General features: G+C 35.0%; 19 protein-coding genes and 2 pseudogenes. 10 read left to right on the top strand and 11 right to left on the bottom strand.

Going from position 1 to position 19,717, the window contains the following annotated elements; all coding sequences use genetic code 11:
* The first annotated feature begins 12 nt into the window (after nt 1-12).
* The 3 genes and pseudogenes from Nisw_RS07410 to Nisw_RS09525 all read left to right on the top strand — a co-directional run.
* On the top strand, nt 13-561 hold the full coding sequence (locus Nisw_RS07410) for a CoA pyrophosphatase (RefSeq protein ID WP_141977850.1): 549 nt from the start codon (nt 13-15) through the stop codon (nt 559-561).
* A 37-nt stretch (nt 562-598) separates the two neighbouring features.
* On the top strand, nt 599-757 hold the full coding sequence (locus Nisw_RS07415; protein ID WP_012215647.1) for a 50S ribosomal protein L39e: 159 nt from the start codon (nt 599-601) through the stop codon (nt 755-757).
* Nucleotides 758-940: pseudogene (locus Nisw_RS09525) on the top strand (50S ribosomal protein L31); the annotation flags it as partial.
* A 65-nt stretch (nt 941-1,005) separates the two neighbouring features.
* Here the strand turns inward: Nisw_RS09525 and Nisw_RS09530 are convergent.
* The 4 genes and pseudogenes from Nisw_RS09530 to Nisw_RS07435 all read right to left on the bottom strand — a co-directional run.
* Nucleotides 1,006-1,251: pseudogene (locus Nisw_RS09530) on the bottom strand (pentapeptide repeat-containing protein); the annotation flags it as partial.
* Between the two features lie 99 nt (nt 1,252-1,350).
* Nucleotides 1,351-2,298: a cell division protein FtsZ gene (locus Nisw_RS07425; RefSeq protein ID WP_141977854.1), complete on the bottom strand. Its 948-nt coding sequence runs from the start codon at nt 2,296-2,298 to the stop codon at nt 1,351-1,353.
* A gap of 73 nt (nt 2,299-2,371) precedes the next feature.
* Nucleotides 2,372-3,640: a tRNA (N(6)-L-threonylcarbamoyladenosine(37)-C(2))-methylthiotransferase gene (locus Nisw_RS07430; RefSeq protein WP_141977856.1), complete on the bottom strand. Its 1,269-nt coding sequence runs from the start codon at nt 3,638-3,640 to the stop codon at nt 2,372-2,374.
* Between the two features lie 3 nt (nt 3,641-3,643).
* A complete protein-coding gene (locus tag Nisw_RS07435) occupies nt 3,644-5,005 on the bottom strand; it encodes an aspartate ammonia-lyase (protein ID WP_141977858.1) in 1,362 nt (453 codons plus the stop codon).
* A gap of 127 nt (nt 5,006-5,132) precedes the next feature.
* Here Nisw_RS07435 and Nisw_RS07440 point away from each other — a divergent pair, with 127 nt between their 5' ends.
* The 3 genes from Nisw_RS07440 to Nisw_RS07450 all read left to right on the top strand — a co-directional run bounded on the left by Nisw_RS07440 (nt 5,133) and on the right by Nisw_RS07450 (nt 8,619).
* The gene (locus Nisw_RS07440; RefSeq protein ID WP_141978566.1) at nt 5,133-6,527 is read left to right on the top strand and encodes a multicopper oxidase domain-containing protein; all 1,395 of its coding nucleotides are present in this window, start codon (nt 5,133-5,135) and stop codon (nt 6,525-6,527) included.
* Nucleotides 6,528-6,594: 67 nt separating this feature from the next.
* Nucleotides 6,595-7,527, top strand: a complete 933-nt coding sequence (locus Nisw_RS07445; protein ID WP_141977860.1) for a D-2-hydroxyacid dehydrogenase — start codon at nt 6,595-6,597, stop codon at nt 7,525-7,527.
* A gap of 102 nt (nt 7,528-7,629) precedes the next feature.
* Entirely contained in the window at nt 7,630-8,619 is a 990-nt protein-coding gene (locus Nisw_RS07450; RefSeq protein ID WP_185736602.1) for a hypothetical protein, read from the top strand.
* Here the strand turns inward: Nisw_RS07450 and Nisw_RS07455 are convergent.
* Together Nisw_RS07455 and Nisw_RS07460 are read right to left on the bottom strand one after the other, a co-directional pair.
* Nucleotides 8,616-9,131, bottom strand: a complete 516-nt coding sequence (locus Nisw_RS07455) for a thr operon leader peptide (RefSeq protein WP_141977862.1) — start codon at nt 9,129-9,131, stop codon at nt 8,616-8,618. The two genes, Nisw_RS07450 and Nisw_RS07455, sit on opposite strands and share 4 nt — an antisense overlap.
* The gene (locus Nisw_RS07460; protein WP_141977864.1) at nt 9,128-9,787 is read right to left on the bottom strand and encodes a hypothetical protein; all 660 of its coding nucleotides are present in this window, start codon (nt 9,785-9,787) and stop codon (nt 9,128-9,130) included. Before Nisw_RS07460 ends, Nisw_RS07455 begins: the two co-directional genes overlap by 4 nt.
* A gap of 215 nt (nt 9,788-10,002) precedes the next feature.
* On the opposite strand from Nisw_RS07460, the gene Nisw_RS07465 reads away from it, so the two are divergent.
* Nucleotides 10,003-10,458, top strand: a complete 456-nt coding sequence (locus tag Nisw_RS07465) for a 50S ribosomal protein L15e (protein WP_048079256.1) — start codon at nt 10,003-10,005, stop codon at nt 10,456-10,458.
* A gap of 1 nt (nt 10,459) precedes the next feature.
* The gene (locus tag Nisw_RS07470) at nt 10,460-11,302 is read left to right on the top strand and encodes a CFI-box-CTERM domain-containing protein (protein WP_255430753.1); all 843 of its coding nucleotides are present in this window, start codon (nt 10,460-10,462) and stop codon (nt 11,300-11,302) included.
* A gap of 223 nt (nt 11,303-11,525) precedes the next feature.
* On the opposite strand, the gene Nisw_RS07475 is transcribed toward Nisw_RS07470, so the two are convergent.
* Complete coding sequence (locus Nisw_RS07475; protein WP_141977866.1) at nt 11,526-12,191, bottom strand: redoxin domain-containing protein; 666 nt, start codon at nt 12,189-12,191, stop codon at nt 11,526-11,528.
* Between the two features lie 97 nt (nt 12,192-12,288).
* On the opposite strand from Nisw_RS07475, the gene Nisw_RS07480 reads away from it, so the two are divergent.
* Complete coding sequence (locus Nisw_RS07480; protein ID WP_141977868.1) at nt 12,289-12,777, top strand: HEAT repeat domain-containing protein; 489 nt, start codon at nt 12,289-12,291, stop codon at nt 12,775-12,777.
* A 1-nt stretch (nt 12,778) separates the two neighbouring features.
* Nucleotides 12,779-14,158 (top strand): plastocyanin/azurin family copper-binding protein, encoded by a 1,380-nt coding sequence (locus tag Nisw_RS07485; protein WP_255430754.1) that lies wholly within the window; start codon nt 12,779-12,781, stop codon nt 14,156-14,158.
* Between the two features lie 14 nt (nt 14,159-14,172).
* Here Nisw_RS07485 and Nisw_RS07490 read toward each other — a convergent pair whose 3' ends face one another.
* From Nisw_RS07490 to Nisw_RS07505, 4 genes are read right to left on the bottom strand one after another with little or no spacing between them, the layout of a single operon-like run.
* A complete protein-coding gene (locus tag Nisw_RS07490) occupies nt 14,173-16,248 on the bottom strand; it encodes an AAA family ATPase (protein WP_141977872.1) in 2,076 nt (691 codons plus the stop codon).
* A complete protein-coding gene (locus Nisw_RS07495; protein WP_141977874.1) occupies nt 16,245-17,387 on the bottom strand; it encodes an exonuclease SbcCD subunit D in 1,143 nt (380 codons plus the stop codon). Before Nisw_RS07495 ends, Nisw_RS07490 begins: the two co-directional genes overlap by 4 nt.
* A complete protein-coding gene (locus Nisw_RS07500; protein ID WP_141977876.1) occupies nt 17,387-18,919 on the bottom strand; it encodes an ATP-binding protein in 1,533 nt (510 codons plus the stop codon). The genes Nisw_RS07495 and Nisw_RS07500 overlap by 1 nt, the downstream gene beginning before the upstream one ends.
* On the bottom strand, nt 18,916-19,707 hold the full coding sequence (locus Nisw_RS07505) for a DNA double-strand break repair nuclease NurA (protein ID WP_141978572.1): 792 nt from the start codon (nt 19,705-19,707) through the stop codon (nt 18,916-18,918). The genes Nisw_RS07500 and Nisw_RS07505 overlap by 4 nt, the downstream gene beginning before the upstream one ends.
* Nucleotides 19,708-19,717 lie beyond the last annotated feature (10 nt).

Genomic DNA, 19,717 nt, shown 5'->3' on the forward strand with positions numbered 1-19,717 from the left:
GAAAGAAGAAAAATGATTCTTGAAGATATCCAATCTATTCTTACAAGTAAAATTCATCCTACTATTGAAAATTCCGGAAAGTACCGCTTAGCATCAGTGCTTGTTGTAATTTATGGAAATGAACCAATTATTGTAATGACTGAAAAACCCAAACACATGAAATTTCATGCTGGTGAAATTTCATTTCCTGGGGGAAAGTTGGATTCAAATGATTCTGATCTTTTAGATACTGCATTACGTGAAACCTGTGAAGAAATCGGATTGGCTATTTCTAAAGAACAAGTAATTGGTCAACTAGAACCTGTGGTGACTTTGAATTCTGGATTCTTGATATTGCCATTTGTTGCTGTTCTAAATGAGATTCCACCGCTTTCTCCCAATCGAGAAGTCGAAACGATTTTTCACATGCCTCTTGATTCTTTATTGGACACCATTGCACACGATCCTGATCCCTCGCATAACATAATTCAGGAGATGTTCACCTTTGAATACCAAAACAAAATCGTATGGGGTGCCTCTGCTAGAATCCTAAAACAGATTCATGATGGCCTAAAATCCTGAGATTCATTTAAAAAGAGCTCCACGTGCCTGAAAATCTATGGCTGCACGTAAGTCCTCTCCAAGGAAGATTCGTCTGTTGAAAAAAACAAAACAGGCATCACCAGTACCTGCATGGATTATTCTCAAAACAAAGAGAAGTGTTAGAACAAATCCAAAACGTAGAGCTTGGAGATCAACTGATGTGGAGGTAGGATAGATGTCTCAAGAATTAGAACGTGTTTACACAATTCCACTTGGTAAAGTATTACTCTCTCAATCACAACACCGAGCAGTTAGAGCAATCAATATGATCAAAGAATTTGCTCGTCATCACATGAAGGTTGAAGATATTAAAATTGAAGAAGATTTAGCTCATCAAATTTGGGCAAAAGGAATCAGAAGTCCTCCAAGAAAGATTAGAGTTAGAATGAGTAAGACCGATGAAGGTTATGTTCTTGTTTCACCTTATGAAGAAGAAATTGAATCTAAAGTAACTCCTGAAAAAGAAACTCCAAAAGTTGAAGACAAAGTAGAAGAAGCACCAAAGAAAGAAGAACCAGCTAAAGAAGCACCAAAGAAAGAAGAACCAGCTAAAGAAGCACCAAAGAAAGAAGAACCAGCTAAAGAAGCACCAAAGAAAGAAGAACCAGCTAAAGAAGCACCAAAGAAAGAAGAACCAGCTAAAGAAGCACCAAAGAAAGAAGAACCAGCTAAAGAAGCACCAAAGAAAGAAGAACCAGCTAAAGAAGCACCAAAGAAAGAAGATAAAGAATAATCTTTTTCAAAAAATTATACTTTTAAAAAATTATTTTATTCTAATTGGTATAAGTCCAATTTGCAATCAATACTACAATCTGGTGCGGACCAGTCAAGTGTGTCTTCTTGTGGAATCATTCCGAGTGGATCATAGTTGTCAAATTTAGTCATTCCTTGTATTGATGACAATATCACTACTTTGGATTCAGATTCTGAAGTCATGTCAATTTGTGAATTGCTTTCATTAAGAATTCCACTTGTGAGATTGGTTATTGAGTTTAGTACTCCTACTGGAATATTACTACCTCCAACGACGTACAGCATTGAACGTTTTACAGCGTTAGGTGGAGCATTTTCATATAACATTTTGAGTGAGTCTCTAAGTGAATCTTCAATATCTTGTCCTTCTTTGCTTGTAGTGAGAATATTTGTATCTGAAGACATTTCTGAGGTTCCAAGTGATTCTACAACGTGCATAATTGCAGAGTTTGCAATGTCATAGCATGCTTTAGGAGTCAAGTCTGGGTTGCTCTCTAATAGTGAATCATTATCAAGCACAACAGTACATTCCGAGTTTTCTCTAACTCTCTTTAGTGATACGCCTGAATTGAAAATTCTATCTTTCTCGTATTTGAAAGGCATAATTGCAAATGAAACTAATCCTACATCTGCTTCTTTACACATTTCTGATACTACTGGTGCTATGGCTGAGCCTGCTTTTCCTGCTAAATTACTCATCATAACAATAGTGGAATAACCAGAAATTTTTGATTTGATTTCTTCTGAAACATTGTAAGTTGAGCCTCTGATTAACTGCATTGATGGATTTACTACTGAATCTGTTGAAACATGTACAGATGGTACTTCTTCTGTGAAATCTTTTGAATCATTACTGATCAAGAGACAATCTGAATCTAGTGAATCTTTGGCTTTGAGTGCTAATTTTGAGCCTGCGCCACCCAAACCTATTACTAAAATTGGTTCTTTTACTTGAAAACTCATTTCAGATCCTATTCTCTGAATTCCATAAAAAACCTTCTTACGTTTTTTTAATCAAATTTTAGATCTAAAAAATTTAGCTTGCGATCTTCCCAAGAAGGCTATTCTGTGTAGCCTCAATGATCTCAACTGCTTGCAATTGCCCAATGTCCACTTGTTCAGGGACAAACACCGGCTTGTATGCAAAGTTTCTTCCTTTGATTCCCTCGTCTGTCCTTTCATCAAAGAGAACATTGCCTTTCCAACCGATCCACTTTTTGTTGTTCTCTAACGATATTTTGTTGATCTGTTCAAAAATTTTCTTACTTCTTGATTTTACTTCTGCAACATCAATTTGTTCCCATTCAGCAGCTTCAGTTCCTGGTCTGGCACTGTATTTTGAAAGATTTACCACATCTGGTCTTGTCTCATCAAGCAATTCTACTGTTTTCTCAAAGTCTTCTTTTGTCTCTGAAGGAAATCCTACTATGATGTCTGTTGAAATGGTAAAGTTTGGGAATCTCTCTCTTGCCTTTTTTACTATCTCTCTGAATGTTCCAGCAGTATGACCCCTTTTCATGTCGTGCAAAACCTTGTCACTTCCACTTTGTACTGGGATGTGGAGAAACTTGAAGACTTTGTCATTATCATATGATTCAATTAATTTCTCTTTAATTCGTGGCATGTACATTGGATTCATCATTCCTACTCTGATCATAAACTCTTCAGGGATTTCTGAGACTGCATTAATTAAAGAAGGTAAATCTGTTCCAATATCAAATCCATAACATCCATTATCAGTTGATGTTAACCACACTTCTTTACATCCTTCATTGATCTCTGTTTTTACTTGTCTTACAATGTCTCCTAGTCTGTAACTTTGAAGATCTCCTTTTGAAATTTTAGTCTGACAAAATGTACATTCACTCATACATCCACTTGCAATCTCAACTATTCCTACTGCTGGATTCAACCTAACTTTTGGCAATCCCACTTTTGATAAATCAGAGTCTTCTAATGCAATCTCTTTTCTTCCTTTAAGTGTAGAATCAATGACTTGGAGAGTTTTACCTAAAGAATTTGGACCAAGTAGACTGGCACTTTGAGAAAACTTTTCGACAGTTTCTTTTTCAGCTTTTGGTAGACAACCAGCTACGACTAGAGGCTTTGTCTTTAGTGATTTTATCCTATGAATCATCTTGTTTGCTGTTGCATCTTTTACAGAACATGTTACAACAATGTTAAGATCTGATTCTGACGAATCCTCAACTAACGTATGGCCTCCATTTAGAATTAATCCTGAAATCATTTCAGAGTCTGCAAAACTTGCAGAACATCCGTAAGATTCTACAAATATTTTTGCCATACTTTATCCAAACAGAGAATCAATTTCTTTGTTAGTCATTAGTTTCTTTGAAACAACTAGTTCTCTGATAGTTTTTCCAGTTTTTAATGACTCTTTGAAAAGTTCTGCAGATTTGAGATATCCAATTTTTGGAGTTAGTAATGTAACGATTACTGGACTGTTTTCAATATCTGCACGTAATTTATCCTTGTTTGCAGTAAGTCCATCAATTAGATTGGCAGAAAATATTGGCAAGAAATTCTTTAACATATCTGTTGACTCTAACATGCACTTTAGCATTCCCGGCAACATTACATTAAGCTCAAACTGACCACTTTGTGCTGCATAGGATACTGCAGTATCGTTTCCAATTACATTAAAGCAAATCATATTCATACATTCAGCTAATGATGGGTTTACTTTACCTGGCATGATTGATGAACCTGCATGAACTGCAGGAATTCCAAGTTCTGCTAAACCTGCAATTGGACCTGATGCCATTAATCTAATGTCATTTGCAAGTTTACCAATCTCTAATGCCAAATTACGTAATGCTCCTGAACAATTTGCAACAGCATACTTGCTTTGCAGTCCATGTTGCATATCCTTTTCAGGCTTTAATGATAATTTTGAAATTTTTGCAAGCTCTGATATTGCAATTTTTCTGTAACCTTTTGGTGTGTTAGCCCCAGAACCAACAGCAGTTCCACCAAGTGCAACATTTTGTAGTTCTTTTTGTGATGCAGCAATTTCGTTTCTTGCTTTAGTGATAGATGTGACATAAGCTGCAAACTCACTACCTAAAGTTACTGGTAGTGCGTCCATGAGGTGAGTTCTTCCAATTTTCTTAAATGATGAAAATTGTTTTGCTTTCTTTGATAATGATTTTATCAAAATATCAATAGCTGGAATTGTTTCTTTGAGATTCATCAAAATTGCAACATGCATTGCAGTGGGATATGTATCGTTACTTGACTGTGACATGTTGACATGATCATTTGGATGTAAGAATTCATACTGTCCTTTCTTTTTACGCAAAGTCTCTAATGCAACATTTGCTATAACTTCATTTGAATTCATATTAAACGCGGTTCCTGCTCCAGAATTTATCATATCTACAACAAATTGATCAACATGCTTTCCTGCCAAAATTTTATCACACGCAGAAACTATTGCTTTTCCACGTTTACTGTCAATAGCCTTTGTTTTCATATTGGCTACTGCAGCTGATCTTTTGATCATTACAAACGACTTTACCAAATTCTCATGAGACTTGTTTCCTGTAACGTGATACTGTTTGATTGCTCTGCCCGTAAATGCTCCATAATATGCGTCTGCAGGAATTTTGACTTTGCCTAGTGAGTCTTGATCTAATCGAAACTTCATTCTATACTCGGTTGTTTTAACCCATTATTCATTCTTTTTCAGAGATCTTCATATTTTCATATACCAATAATGGGAATTATTATATAGGATTCAGGGGGCACCGTGCTTAATGAATAAGCGTGTTAGTATGCTCTTTACAATTGCAGCAGTAGCTGTAATGGGCGCAACCTTATTCGGAAGCACATACACACAAACCCAGATTACTGGTCAATCCCTTGACATGTCCCAAATGGACGTCGATGTCATGGATAAAATCAGAAATATGGGAGGTTTACAGCTTGTAATGCCTGAAGCATTCGCAGAAACTGATTGTGGTGTTCTAGAAAATTCTGGTAGAAAAGTAGTCGAGTTCAACTTGACTGGTGAAAGTGTTGAACTTCCAATTATGGGAGGAAAAACTTACAACGCCATGACTTTCAGTGGAACAGTCCCAGGACCAACCCTTAGAGTCACACAAGGTGATGTTGTAAAAATGACACTTGTAATTCCAGATGATGAAGTTACTGGACACGGTAACGACATGCACGCATCACAAATGTCAGCAGGAAACTTTGAATCAGTTAATCCTGGTGAAACAAGTCAGTACTGTTACATCGCTGAATCCGCTGGTATTTTCAAATACCATTGTTCTGGTGTTAAACTCATTGGTATGGACCAACACGTACTTTCCGGCATGTACGGAATTGCAATCGTTGATCCAGCAAATGGTTACAAGAAACTAATGGTTGAAAAAACAAGTGGCAGTGGTGAACTTGACAGAAAATTCTATGATGCAGATGCATTAGAGTTCCAACTCCAATATAATCAGTTGTACCTTACACCTGAAGGCAACTATGATGCAGGAGCAATGTTCCAACATCATAACACTGCAACAGTTGTTAACGGAATGCAATTTGGTTATGTACCAAACATGGCTCATAACTTACTCGTCAATGGCGATGTAAACAAGAACATCTTTGTTGCACAACCATGGAACGGACTTGAACACAAGCAATACCAATCACAACTCTTATTTGTTGAAAATGATCAACACGTAAGATTATTCGTTGAAAACCAAGGTAACGAACCAGTATTCTTCCACATTGTTGGTGAAATATTGGATAGAGTTGTCCAAGGTAACAGAGTACAATCCGCAGCAACTGAAACATGGTTACTCGGTGGCTCACAAGGAATGATTGTTGACTTGGTATTTGATGAACCAGGTGCATATGCAGCAGTAAACCATGATTATGCAGCAATTTACACTGGCGCAGCTACAGTCTTTGTAGCAGGTGACCCATTCGGCTTGAACCCAGTTCTAGTTGAGAAAGGAGTTATCCCAGCACCAGTAGCATCTTATGCATATGCTTTAGGCAACCCAAGTGATGCTGTCCCACCAATGGGAATGAACAGTATTGCTCATCCTGCACTAAACATTCACGGTTTATACACTGATGAAGTAGCTTCTGAAATGCAAGCAAGTGGCGATTATGTCGCATTATGGGAAGTAATTCCTGTAGTAGCAGAAATCCTAACTTCTTGATCATTTAACATCTTTTTCTTTTTATTATTTTGAATGAATTATATTCCGTAGCTCCGTTTTGAATTTCATGGGATTTGATGATTCTGTACTAATCTGTGATGAAGTAGATCCAATTTTGAATAAAATTTTACAAGATAATGGATTGAAGGTGTCTTATGAACCAGAGATCACTCCTGAACAAATATTAGAAAAAATTTCTGATTACAATATTGTAATTGTTAGAAGCAGAACTACTATTACTAAAGAAATGATCGATAAGGCAGATAACTGTAAAATCATTGCACGTGTTGGAGTTGGACTTGATAATGTTGATCAAGAAGCTGCCAAAGCAAAGAACATCCGAGTAATCAATGCTGTAGAAGGTGCAATGAACGCCGTTGCTGAATTAGTATTGGGTTTGATGTTAGCCCTTGCAAGACAAACCGCCAGAGGTGATAGAGGAATTAGAAATGAACAGTGGCTCAAAAAAGAATTGAAAGGAACCGAACTTGCAGGAAAATATCTTGGAATTATTGGATTAGGAAATATTGGAAAAAGATTGGGAAGGCTTGCACGTGCACTTAACATGAATATTATTGGTTATGATGTTGTTCCAATCGATGAAGAATTTTCAAAAGAAGTTGGTTTGATGAAAGCTGATTTGAATACTTTGTTACAAAGTTCTGATTATATCTCAATTCACGTTCCACTATTAGATTCGACTTATCATCTCTTAGATGCACAAAAAATGTCTACTATGAAAAAGACTGCCAAAATCATCAACACTTCTAGAGGTGGAGTAGTTGATGAAGATGCACTTTATGACGCACTCAAAAATGGAACTTTGGGTGGGGCAGCTTTAGATGTATTTGAAAAAGAACCTGCTATTGGAACAAAGTTGGCAGAACTTGATAATGTTATTTTAACTCCTCATATTGGAGCTCAAACAAAAGAAGCACAATCTTTGGCTGCAAATGTAATTGCTGAGAAAATCGTCCAAATTTTAAGAGGCGTCATCTAATCATTCCTGCGTGATTCTTAAAAATACGCAAAAAAGTTGACTTTTACGTGATTAATTATCGTCTCTTTGTTTTTAACACCAATTTGGAGGAAGTCAATCGTATTGAACAATCATAGTATCACTCAATTACAATCTGAGAGATTGAGAAATCTGACCAATGGGAATACTTTGCTAAAAATCTCACTAGGACTGATCTTCTTCACTTTGCTTTCTTCAGCTTTTGTATATGCTGAAACAATTTCAGTTAATGTGGATGGAACTAGTTACAATGTTGATTATACTGCAACTGGACTGTCCGTATCTGGTATCGAATCAGACCCTGATTTCATTTCACTAATTATTACTGTTGATGTGACTGACTCTCCCGGAGTTTTAGATATTACATTTGATAGAACCTTCTTTGATTCTATCTATGAAGGCGTAGATGATGACTTTATTATTTTGGCTGATGGTGATGAGCCAAACTTTTCAGAAACTGAAACTAATTCTCAAAGCAGAACTTTGAGCATTGAATTACCTACTGGAACTGAAGAGGTAGAAATCATTGGTTCTGTATTTGGTAGAACCATAGAAGAAACCCCTTCTGGAACTGAGGAAACTCCTGAAGAAACTGTTTCTGAAAAACAAATTCCTGCAGCATTTGTAGATCCTTCAAAAGATCCAAAGTTCTATGTTGAACGTTATGTTACTGAATCATCCTACAAGGATTGGTTTGAAGACAATTATTCTGATTACACTTTCCATGAGGCTTTAGATATCTCAAAATCTGAATTAGACAAACTAATTGCTGAAATTGAAAAAGAAAAATCTGAACCTACACCTGTAGAAACTCCAAAAGAACCTACTAAAACAACAGAATGTGGTCCTGGAACAATTCTCAAAAATGGTGTATGTGTTTTAGATGAAAGATGTGGTCCTGGAACAATTCTCAAAGATGGAATGTGTGTTGCTGAACCTCAAAAATCTTCCCCTGCAAGTACTACTGGACTTGGTAAGGAATTGGGTTATGGATTAATTGCAGCATTTATTGTAACTGGAGCAATTGCAATCATCTTGGCATTAATGTCAAAGGCTAGTAAAAGCCGAGATTAATCACAAGTCAAATCTTCAGCATTCATAATTTCATCAAATTCAAATCCTGAAATTTGTGTAGTTGATGAATATGGAATTATGCCTAGAATTGGCGTTTCAGTTTGAATTACTACCACAAACTTGTTGGCATCCATTCTCATTTCCCCTGAGTCAAATGAAAAATCAAAATTCATGAAAATATGTTGTGCTTCTTCAAAATCTTCAGATGAAAAAACTCCCTCTTGAATTCCTGACGATGATGGATTAAGTGTTAGAGGTTGAACTACATATGATCCAAGATATCGTTCCATGTAAAATACCGAAACTTCAAATTTTTCAAATGTCACCCAAAATGGCAGTGTATTGCAAAACTCTGTTTCACCATGATTTAACATTGTAAAAAATGAAAAGATTCCAGGAGAATTCCATCTGTATTCTAATTGTTGACTGCCAACAATATTCATTACAGAAAATACAAACGGAGTAACTATTACTATAATTGCAATTATGGTTATGACAGAATATTTGTTCATATCTCATTTCCTGTTTCTTGATTAAGTGATATTATGTTTCTCTCGATGAGATTGTTTACTGCATTAACTAAGTCCTCATCTGAAATCAATTCTTCAAGCCACCAGTATCCAACATTTTTCACCCATTCAGGAATTCTTACATCATAAACAGTTGTTTCGTTTATCTCAAAAGGAATTTTGAAAATACCTTGCTCCTCTGTGAATTTTTGGAATGCATCAATTAAAAACCCATCTGATATGTTTCCTGAAAGCCAATTTGCCATAATTGGTTTTACTACTTCTGGAATGCATACTTTGTTTTCATCAATTAATGTAAATTCTGCTGTTGTTTGTACTCCTTCATATTCAACATCAATGAAATATTTCCCTAATGGAAAAATTTCCTTTTCAAAAGCAACTCTTGATGGTACTGGATTTTCTAATTCAGTTATTGGAAATGGAATTGCACTACTTCCTTTACCTACTTCATCTCTGATGTGAATTATTGCAGGATTTCCTGTAATTTCTGAAACCTTGATTGTATAGAATAATTTCTCACAGTAACTGTATGTTGTTTTTTCCATAATAATCTCTACTGTAGACTCTGCATATGCAGATGGCAAAACTGTCAAACTAAGTGCCAAAACTGTGGCTATGACTACAGTTGTGACTTTCATCTTTTTTCTTGTTCCATCTGTTCAATAAAAATCTCAAATCAATTCTCAGGAATCCTTTTTAACAACTCTGGCGTGATTAAATTATCGAGTTTTCTGCGGAAGCAACTCTTAGAGTGCGTGGAATGTGATGCCCCACTCAAGAGAATTTTAATTACTTAGCCGTGCTCAGATTTGTTCGATTTACAGTTATTAAAGGGAGTTTTACTATGCCCGATATGCCTAGTCGTCAAGACCAAGTATGGATCAGACTCTGGAAGGAAAATGCTCCAGAACTACGTGAACGTATAGTTGGCTGGCGTAAACAAAATGCTATTACTCGTATCGACAAGCCTAGCAGAATACAAAGAGCAAGAAGATTGGGATACAAAGCAAAACAAGGCATTATTGTTGTTAGAATGAGAGTTGGAACTGGTGGTATGAGAAAACAAAGACCTACTGGTGGTAGAAGACCAAAACATCTGGGCGTTACCAGAATCAAAGCAGATGACAATATGAAAACTGTTGCTGAACGAAGAGTTAGTGAAAGATATCCAAACATGAAACTTTTGGGTTCCTACTTTATCTATAAAGATGGAAAACACTATTGGTTTGAAGTCATCTTGGCAGATCCAGATCATCCAAGAGTTGCACAAGATAAAGAATTAACTAAACGTATTTCTCAAACAGCATAAATTGAAAATAATATTCTTCATTCCGTTACTTTTACTTTTGATAGTATCTCCTGTGTTTGGTCAAATATCTGATAAAACGGGATTACTAACTCGTCTTGATGTAGATACAAGCGGTCATAATTTTGAAGTTGTCACTGTTTCAAATTTTGAGATTTTAGAACATGAGTTTGAAAAAAATGAAAAGCGCTTAACTCTTTTCATTAAAAGTGGGTTGGAAAATAATCTTGGTGAAGTAACAATCCCAATTAATTTACTTAGTGGTAATTTCACTTTTTACATTAATGAAATTGAATCCATTCAAAAATTCAAATCAAATGAAAGAATTTCATTCATAACATTAAATTTTACTGGAATTGGTAATAACAAAATCGATATCATTGGAACAGATGCACTTGTTGGCGTAAAAGAAATTGTAGAATCTGTTTCTGATGATGAAGAGACTTATGAAGAGCCTGGTGGTGGATGCTTAATTGCAACTGCAACGTTTGGTTCTGAACTGGCACCTCAAGTCCAACAATTAAGAGAGTTAAGAGATAACAAATTGTTAGCAACAGAATCAGGAAAGTCGTTTATCACTTTATTCAACACGTTTTACTATTCATTTAGTCCTCAAGTAGCAGATTATCAAAGGGAGCATCCAATCTTCAATGAAATAATCAAAACTGGACTTACTCCTATGATTACAACTTTGTCTCTAATGAATTACGCAGAAACAGAATCTGAAATTCTATCTATCGGAGTATCGTTAATTCTTCTAAATATTGGAATGTATGTAGGATTACCCACAATTGTGATTTTAAGAATTAAAAGAATCTCAAATCTATTTTTTGAACATAATCCATAATCTTGTCCCAACAAAAATCCCAACTGCTGCTGCAATTAACAATGGAACAATAATTTGTCCTTCTTCCATATTTTGATTTGTTTTAATTTGAATTAATGTTTTTTACAAATCCTTAAAATTTAGACATCAAAATCGAATCTTGTGGATAACTCAAAAATCGCTATTATTGGAGGATTTATCACAGCTGTAGCGCTATCTGTTGCTGTTATTCTAATAAGGTAACCTAGTCTTCGTTGAGTAGTTTTTGAATCATTGATTCTGCTTGTCCAACTTGCCCAAATGAAACATCTCTTAGAATTCCTTTTCTGTCTACTAGAATGGTTGATGGAGTTCCTTGTAGTGCAAACTTTTCAAACGTTTCAGCAGAATACTCTTTTGATTTCATATAATCTTTGACTCTTTGTATGATTTGATTTCTGTATTCTTCAGGTTGTGAGTCAAATTCTGGGATTTGTGGATAGATAAATTGCATTATTTTTTCTTGGCTGATTTCTCCTGTAGTTTTTACCAAATTGTCCATTGCTAAAGGAAATGGAATTTTGTATGGCAGTTTGTTTCCTTCTTGTAATTGTCCGCTCATTTGAAATGCACTTTTAGTTTCTCCTATTACCTCTCCTGTTTCTGCAAGCATTTTCAAATTATCTAGTGTGTTTTTATCAAAATCCTCAAAAGCAGTTGCAATTCCAATTACTCTTACACCTTCATCTTTGTACTTGTTGTAAATCTCAATTGCTTCAGGTAATGCATGCATAAAACACCCTGGACAGTTTACTTGGAAGACCTCCACTAGAACAATATGGTCTTTTTCCTGATCAAAATTTGTTGGTGCCCCTTGAACCCACTCTGAGACCCCAAAATTTGGTACTTTTTCGCCAATTACTGCGCTCATGAGAAATTATCGTATTTTTTCCATTAAATACATACCTCAAAAATTTTAGAATTTCTTCTGATTAACTAAATATAGGACACAAAAATCTCAAAAAACGTTGCAAGTAGTTACTGATGATCGATTGACACTTTTTGCTGAAATGGAAAAAAAGTATGAGCAAAAGGATACCGAATACTTTGTAAAACTTTTAGATCATCCGGATTATGTAGTTAGAACAAGAGCCACTTGTATCTTAGTTGATTTTGGTGGGGAAGATAAAGTCCCCTATATTGCCAAAGTTTTGAAAGATGATGAAAATGAATTGGTAAGACACGAAGCTGCATTTTCTCTAGGGCAAATGTGCTATTCTAGTTCAGTTCCTCCACTAACTGATGCAACACTCAATGATCCAAGCATGTTTGTTAGACACGAAGCTGCAATTGCATTAGGTGTTGTTGGAAATAAAGATGCAAAAGATGCCTTGGAAAAGGCATTAGATGATCCTGATAAACCCGTTGTAGAATCTGCAATTGTTGCACTATCTAATATCGAATTTATGGAAAAGTTAAGTAAGAATGAGAAGTTTGCAAAGTTAACAGGTGGATGAGATGAATTTTTCTTATGGAATTATAGGTGTAGTTGGAGTACTTGTTGCAATATCTATTGGATTCATTGCAATGTCTCCTGATGAAATTATTGAACCTAGAGTAGTTGAAGAAAAACCCACTGTTTGTACTATGGAGTGGGATCCCGTATGTGGTATTGATGGTGAAACTTATGGTAATTTGTGTATGTTAGAAGCAGCTGATGTAAAATTTGTTCATGATGGTGAATGCAGTATTGATGATCCTATAGTTAAACCGAAAGTTGAGACTGTGATGCAAGAGATTTCTGTTACTCCTATGCCTTTGCCTCTTTTAGCAACTGAAGGAAGTATATTGGAAATTGAATCTGAGTTTATTGGTGATGATGGTAAAATAGTCAATCATGTATTTTACACAATTACTGCAACACAAGATGGAAATGAAATCTTGTATGAAGAATCTCATAGACACACAACTGTTGATGATGCTGGAAATCTAGTTGAAGTATACCCTGTTCATCAAACAACTCCCTTAAGTAATTCTGATGTAGTGATCAAAATTCTAGTTACCGGTCTTGGACATGGTGATAATGTTGCAACACCAATTACCACTGAGTATGAAATGATTGTCACTCCAGAATCAAAGGTTGCTGAAGAACTTGACACACAAGTTTTGGGTGAAGTTACATCTGCAGTTCCTGCTCCTCCACAAACACATGTAGTTGAAACTGCAGAAGGCTCTGGTGGTCCAGGATGTGAGGAAACAAACGAATGTTACTTGCCATACACAATCACAATATTTGTTGGCGATACTGTTCAATGGAACAATGTTGATACAGCTGCACATACTGTAACTAGTGGTTCAATGCAAGATGGTACTACTGGGGTATTTGACTCTAGTTTGTTTATGGCTGGAGAAACTTTTGAATTTACATTTGATAAAACAGGAACTTATGATTACTTTTGTATGGTTCATCCTTGGATGACTGGTAAAGTAATTGTCAATGAAGTGACTGAAATGGTTGTAATTGAAGAACCAACAGAAGAACCAGTATCAATGGAACCAGAAGCACTTCCTGAACCAGAATCTAAATCCAATTTGCCAATGTCATTAACCGTCTCTTCACCTGAAGGTTCAGGTGTTCCTGGATGTGAAGAAACTAACGAATGTTACTTGCCATATGAGGCAACTGTGGCAGTTGGTGCAACAGTAACTTGGAGTAATGATGATACTGCAGCTCACACTGTAACAAGTGGAAATATCAATGCGGGTACTACTGGAGTATTTGATTCAGGATTATTCATGTCTGGCGCAACTTTTGAATTTACATTTGATAAAGCAGGAACTTATGATTACTTTTGTATGGTTCATCCTTGGATGACTGGAATTATTCACGTAGAATAATCACAAAAATTTTCTTAGTTTAGTAATACAACTTTACTACCTTGCTCAGATGATTCAAATTTGTAAATCTGTTCTACTGTAGAATCCTCAAAAATCTCTGCATCATGTGTAATTATGATAAATTGCATTGGTGTTTCAGAATTTGAAATGTTTGATAACTGAGAAAGTACACCTACCAGTGATTTTTTTCTCTCTGCATCAAGATGGGTAGTAGGCTCATCTAGAATCATTAGATTAAGATTTGATGCGCCAAGAAGATTTGCCATTCCTAATCTCAAGGATAATGCTACGCTGACCTTCTCTCCTCCACTAAGTGATTCTAAATCCAATTCATCACTTTTAGAATTACAAATTATTGAAATGTCTCTTGCTTTCTCAGTGAGTTGAATTCTTTGTATTTTTGTATTAAGTAATGCAAGATATTCTGATGCCTTTGCTGAAATTGCATTTAGTGCCCATGATCTTAAACTTGTAGCAACCGGACCGTCTCTACTAAACACATTATTTTGAATCTCATCAAGATTTCTAACATATTCTTTTACAATGCTTAGTTCTGAAATTGCATTTTCAAAAATTCTAGTTTGCTCAACTCCTTTTGCAATTTTTTCTAAAATTGCCCCTATTTGCTGATCTATGCCTGATAATTCCATCTGTTTTTCATTAACATTCTTCTTAAGATTCAAAAATTCATGTTCGTCAAAACCACTTGTTTCTAATTCTAGTTTTGAAATGCTCTCAAAAATCGTTCTTGCATGTGAATCAATTTGTGATATTTCAACTAGATTTGTATTGGAAGGAATTTTTTGTATGTTTTCTTTTTTTATTTGTATTTCTTCTTGAATTCTGTCTAATTGTTCTTTAGAAGAAATTGAATGCGCTCTTAGTGTTGCTTCTGCATCTCTTGAAAATTGTAGTTTCTCTGAGAATTCTTTTCTTTTTTGGTTATACATTTGATGCTCTTTTTCTTTTAAAATTATTTGTTCTTGTAGTGACTTTAATTCTTGTTTTAGATGTTCTTCTTGGAATAACGGATTTAATTTTTCTACATCTGAATCACAAACAGGACATTTGTTATCTTTTAGTTGAAGCTTTTCTGCAAGTAATTGTTTTTCTCTAAGAGATGCTTCTTGACTTTTCATTTCTTGCATCTTCTTTAATGTGTCTTCTACGGCTTGTTCTACTTTTTCAATTTTTGATTCTAGATCCTCTTTTAGACTTACATGTTCAAAACACCCTTCACAATCACGTATTTTACGCTCATTTTCACTAATTTCTTGTTGGATTTCATGAATTGCCTCTTTTGCATATGCCACCAGTTCTTTTTTTCTTGATTCTAGTTGATTGAGTTTATCGATTTTTGGTGAATCTGTTTCTACTTTTTTCCTTAATTCATCAACTTCATTTTGTAATTGCTTTTGTTTATTTTCTAATTGTATTTTTTGAGGTTCTGATTCTTTAATTTCCTTTTGATATCTTTCTAATTCTCTTGATAAAATTTCAATATGTGTGTCATCATATCCAATTTTACTTCGAATATTCTCACGAAATTCTTTGTTGACTACTTTCATTGATTCAGAAGCTACATCAAGCTTGTCAATTCCTATGATTGCATTTAGTAACTCTTTGAATTCTTTTGGCTTTGCATTAATTATTGCATTTAATTCACCTTGTTGTACAATTGATGCTACTTTTAGTTTCTCAAAATCAAGACCTATTGCTTTTTCAACTTCTTCTGTCATTGACTCTCCAAACTGCTTTCTTTCACCTGCAGCAATCTCTACTCTTTCATCTCCAACAATCTCTGTGAACTTTGCTGATAGTGTACCTTTACTGTCAATCTTTCTTACTGCCTCAAAGGATTTCCCATTTACAGAAAAATTAACTTTGGAATATCCTTGAGTTGAACCACGTTTGATAAGACCCTTGTTAGATTTTCTTGTATGCTGCCCAAATAATGCAAATGTAATTGCATCAATAATACTTGATTTTCCTGCACCGTTATGCCCTACAAACACAGTTACTCCATTATCAAACTCTAGTTTTGTATCTGAATGTGCTAAAAAATCTCCCAATTCAATTGATGTGATCATTGTTTTCTCTCCTTTTTGAACTTCTCAAAATTTTCAATGATTATCTGTGATGCCTCCTGAATTTGCCCTGACGCTAGAACTGGGAGAAGTTCCTTGATTGCAAGATTGGCAGCATGTTCTGAGCCTAATGCATCAACTGAGAGTCTGTACATTTCATCATCTATGATGTTTGGTCTGTCTAGAAAAACTGAAGAATCAGAAACTTGCTTTGTGCTGATTCTCCAAAAACATCTCAAGACCATTGAATTTAGTCTTGCGATTTGTGCCTGAATGTGATCTGTTTCTATATTTTCTCCATGAATATTTACTTCTACTATGGGTTTTTTTACAAAATCTGTAATTTTCTCAGAAATCTCATCAACGGTCTTTGCTAATTCTTGATAATCTGTTTTGAATGAGAATTGTGGTCTTGTATCTAATTCAATCCAGTTTGGTTTTGCTTCTTGTCCTGAAATGTCTACTTCAAAAAATCCTTTTTTAGTTTCTTTAATTCCTTCACTTGTTGTTAGTTCAATTGAACCTGGATATGCAATTGGTCCGTTTAGATGATTGAATTTTTTAACATCCATGTCGTGAAGATGTCCCATTGCATAATATGTGAAGTTTTTTGGAAGATCCGTTGACTGTAACTCTCCTGCAAATTTGTTAAATTCTGTTATTCCTTGATGTAAAACTAAAATTTTGTGTCCTGTAAAGTTTTTTGCAACTTTGTCTACCTCTGCAAATTTTTCTTCATACTGTGGAATCTCTGTTTTTCTTATCTTGTCAAATCCTGCAAGAAGAATTCCTTTGTATTCAATTGGTTTACCTTGACCAATATATTTTGAGAATTCTAAATTATGATATACATAAGGAATTGGTGTTGTTCTAATTCTACTAATATCATGTTCTCCTAAAATGAAAAATGAATCAATATTATTTTGCTTTAACCTCTTTAACCCATTTGCCATTTGTACAATTGCAGTGCCGTTTGGATTTGGCACATGAAAAATATCTCCTGCAAAAATTACAAAATCGACATGATCTTTAATTGATGTGTCAATTGCTTGATTAAATACATCATAGACGTCCTGCGCACGTTCCTCTGACCCATATTGCACTAATCCTAAATGAGTATCTGAAATATGTGAAAATTGCATTAGTCTAACAACAAATCTTTTTGAACTAGTCCTTGTGTTGATTCTACTGCCACTCCATTCATCTTCTCTGCATTAGCCCATGCATTTACTGCACTTTGGTCTGCTCCCATAATCTTCTCTTTTACTTCTTCAACATGTACTAGTGATGGCAAGTTTGTCCATTGTCCAACAAGGACTGCATCACCTACATTCAATGAGGTCAATTGGGCAATCAATTCACGGCTAGTTGACTCTGTTGCTGAGGCTATTTGGCGTTGATCATCTTCTTGAATTATCTTCATAATTGCAAACGAACCCATTTGACTGAGAACATTAAGGTCTACACTTCGGGGTCTTTGAGATACAACTCCTAACCCTAATCCAAATTTTCTTCCTTCTCTGGCAATTTTTGCTGCCCAATATTTTGCACTTGTGTCATGATCTTTTGGGATGAAGACATGTGCTTCTTCAATAATTACAAAAATTGGAGAATTGAATCTATAGTTTCTTTCTCTTTTGCTTTTCCCGTGTCTTGCAATACTTGCATCTTTTCTATCTTTGAGTAGTTGTTGCAAATAAAATGCAACTGCAACATTTGCTTGTTTCTCAGACAACTCTGAAATATTGAGAATGTTGGTGCGTCCCTCTTTGATGAAACCAATTGGGTCTCCCATGTCTGGATCCAAAATGTCTTCAAATCTCTTCTGTGCTTCTTCTATAATGTCTTGAACTCTGTATGCTGATGTTCTGATTTCTTTTAGTTTTTTATCCTCTGAATTTACAATAAAATCAATTTCATTTTCTAGCTTACTCCAAAATTCTTTTGATTCCTTAACGTGTTTTGTAAATGCCATCCTCAAAACTCTTTGCTGAACGTTTGCACCATCTCTAATCTCTAAAACTTCTGAAAGTTGATCTGCATCTAACAATCTTGGATTAATTTTTGCGTCAACTACATTAATTCTAGGAATGTTTAGTGTTGTATAGTCATTGTGATAATCAAAAATTATTACTGTTCCTTTTAATTTTGAAATTTGTTTTGTAACTAGTGATACAAGATTACTTTTACCCATACCAGTCATTGCCAAAATTCCTAAATGTCTTGAGACAATTTTATCTAAATTCACTTTTGCATCAATTGTTTTGTTTCTCAAAAGATTTCCAATCTTTACCCATCCATTATTTTTAGGACTGAAAATTTCCTCAAGATCTTGTTTGCTTGGCTGAGTGATTTCTGTGCCTGGAATTGGTGGGATTGCAGGAATGATTGACTGTCCTTTTCTCAAATTCTCTAAAAATCCTAAAATTCCAATGTGTGCAGTAAACGTCTTATCTCTTTTGTTTAATTCTGCAATCTCTGTACTTTCTACAGCTTCATCAAAATTTCTAACATCTGCAAATGCTGCACTTGTTACTGCTGATTTTTCTACTAATCCTAAAATTTCACCTTCATCAGAACCAATCTTGATGTATTCTCCAACAGACAAAGCTCTCGATGTAATTGCAGTCACAAATGTTGGTTTTGATTCACCGATTACGAATCCTAAACTCAACCTAATACCTCACGTGATCCAATCTCATTACTTAGACCTAACAAACTAACCATTTTTGCAAGTTCTTTATCAGATATTTTACAGTTATTATGTGCAAGTTTCAATGCGTATGGATATCCGCCGACACTTGTTTTGTATAATTTGTTCAAAACTGATTTTATGTCATTTTCATCATGTTGTTCTCCTAGAAATTCCAATTTTATTATCGGTGTAGAGTCACTAAGTCTAACAAATGTAGATGATATCACTTTGTCCGAACCATACTTTTTTTCTACAAACAATTTACTAAATCCTGGTCTGTTTGTAACATGATTATAGTAAAAAATATCTCCTGCGAGGGAACCCAATTTTTCAAATTGTTTTTTTGTATTTGATGTTTTTGCAATGAAAATCACATTGTCTCTTTTTTTCATTGTTCTAACTACCTGTGCATCCAATGCTGATTGTCTTGTCATAAATTGAGAATGCAAAGAACCATCCATTAAAACTAAATCTACTTGATCTACTGTCTTCTCACACGCATCAATCTCCATCTTACTTGCGATTCGTGAAAGATCAGTATCTGAACCTAATCCTGACTCATGTAAATCTACTAGTACTTCTCCGTCTGCTTTGATGGATACTGCTGTAGTTGCCCAAAGCTCAATTCCTTGGAATTTTGTATTGTTAAAACTTGAATCTATACCTGCAGTAACTACTTCTTCTTTTACAGGAGTAAATTCTATCCAATTCTCTCTTGCTTTTTGTATGATCTGCTCAAATTTTGGACCTTTTAGAATAGATAACATCTTGTCCCTA

This window comes from Candidatus Nitrosopumilus sp. SW, assembly GCF_006740685.1.
GTDB lineage: Archaea > Thermoproteota > Nitrososphaeria > Nitrososphaerales > Nitrosopumilaceae > Nitrosopumilus.

Excerpts from the sequence above, each read along its gene's own strand:
- Nisw_RS07455 (WP_141977862.1), bottom strand. The coding sequence starts at position 9,131 with ATGAACAAATATTCTGTCATAACCATAATTGCAATTATAGTAATAGTT.
- Nisw_RS07430 (WP_141977856.1), bottom strand. The coding sequence starts at position 3,640 with ATGGCAAAAATATTTGTAGAATCTTACGGATGTTCTGCAAGTTTTGCA.
- Nisw_RS07460 (WP_141977864.1), bottom strand. The coding sequence starts at position 9,787 with ATGAAAGTCACAACTGTAGTCATAGCCACAGTTTTGGCACTTAGTTTG.
- Nisw_RS07425 (WP_141977854.1), bottom strand. The coding sequence starts at position 2,298 with ATGAGTTTTCAAGTAAAAGAACCAATTTTAGTAATAGGTTTGGGTGGC.
- Nisw_RS07495 (WP_141977874.1), bottom strand. The coding sequence starts at position 17,387 with ATGCAATTTTCACATATTTCAGATACTCATTTAGGATTAGTGCAATAT.
- Nisw_RS07440 (WP_141978566.1), top strand. The coding sequence starts at position 5,133 with ATGCTCTTTACAATTGCAGCAGTAGCTGTAATGGGCGCAACCTTATTC.
- Nisw_RS07410 (WP_141977850.1), top strand. The coding sequence starts at position 13 with ATGATTCTTGAAGATATCCAATCTATTCTTACAAGTAAAATTCATCCT.
- Nisw_RS07415 (WP_012215647.1), top strand. The coding sequence starts at position 599 with ATGGCTGCACGTAAGTCCTCTCCAAGGAAGATTCGTCTGTTGAAAAAA.
- Nisw_RS07465 (WP_048079256.1), top strand. The coding sequence starts at position 10,003 with ATGCCTAGTCGTCAAGACCAAGTATGGATCAGACTCTGGAAGGAAAAT.
- Nisw_RS07490 (WP_141977872.1), bottom strand. The coding sequence starts at position 16,248 with ATGATCACATCAATTGAATTGGGAGATTTTTTAGCACATTCAGATACA.
- Nisw_RS07505 (WP_141978572.1), bottom strand. The coding sequence starts at position 19,707 with ATGTTATCTATTCTAAAAGGTCCAAAATTTGAGCAGATCATACAAAAA.
- Nisw_RS07485 (WP_255430754.1), top strand. The coding sequence starts at position 12,779 with ATGAATTTTTCTTATGGAATTATAGGTGTAGTTGGAGTACTTGTTGCA.
- Nisw_RS07445 (WP_141977860.1), top strand. The coding sequence starts at position 6,595 with ATGGGATTTGATGATTCTGTACTAATCTGTGATGAAGTAGATCCAATT.
- Nisw_RS07475 (WP_141977866.1), bottom strand. The coding sequence starts at position 12,191 with ATGAGCGCAGTAATTGGCGAAAAAGTACCAAATTTTGGGGTCTCAGAG.
- Nisw_RS07435 (WP_141977858.1), bottom strand. The coding sequence starts at position 5,005 with ATGAAGTTTCGATTAGATCAAGACTCACTAGGCAAAGTCAAAATTCCT.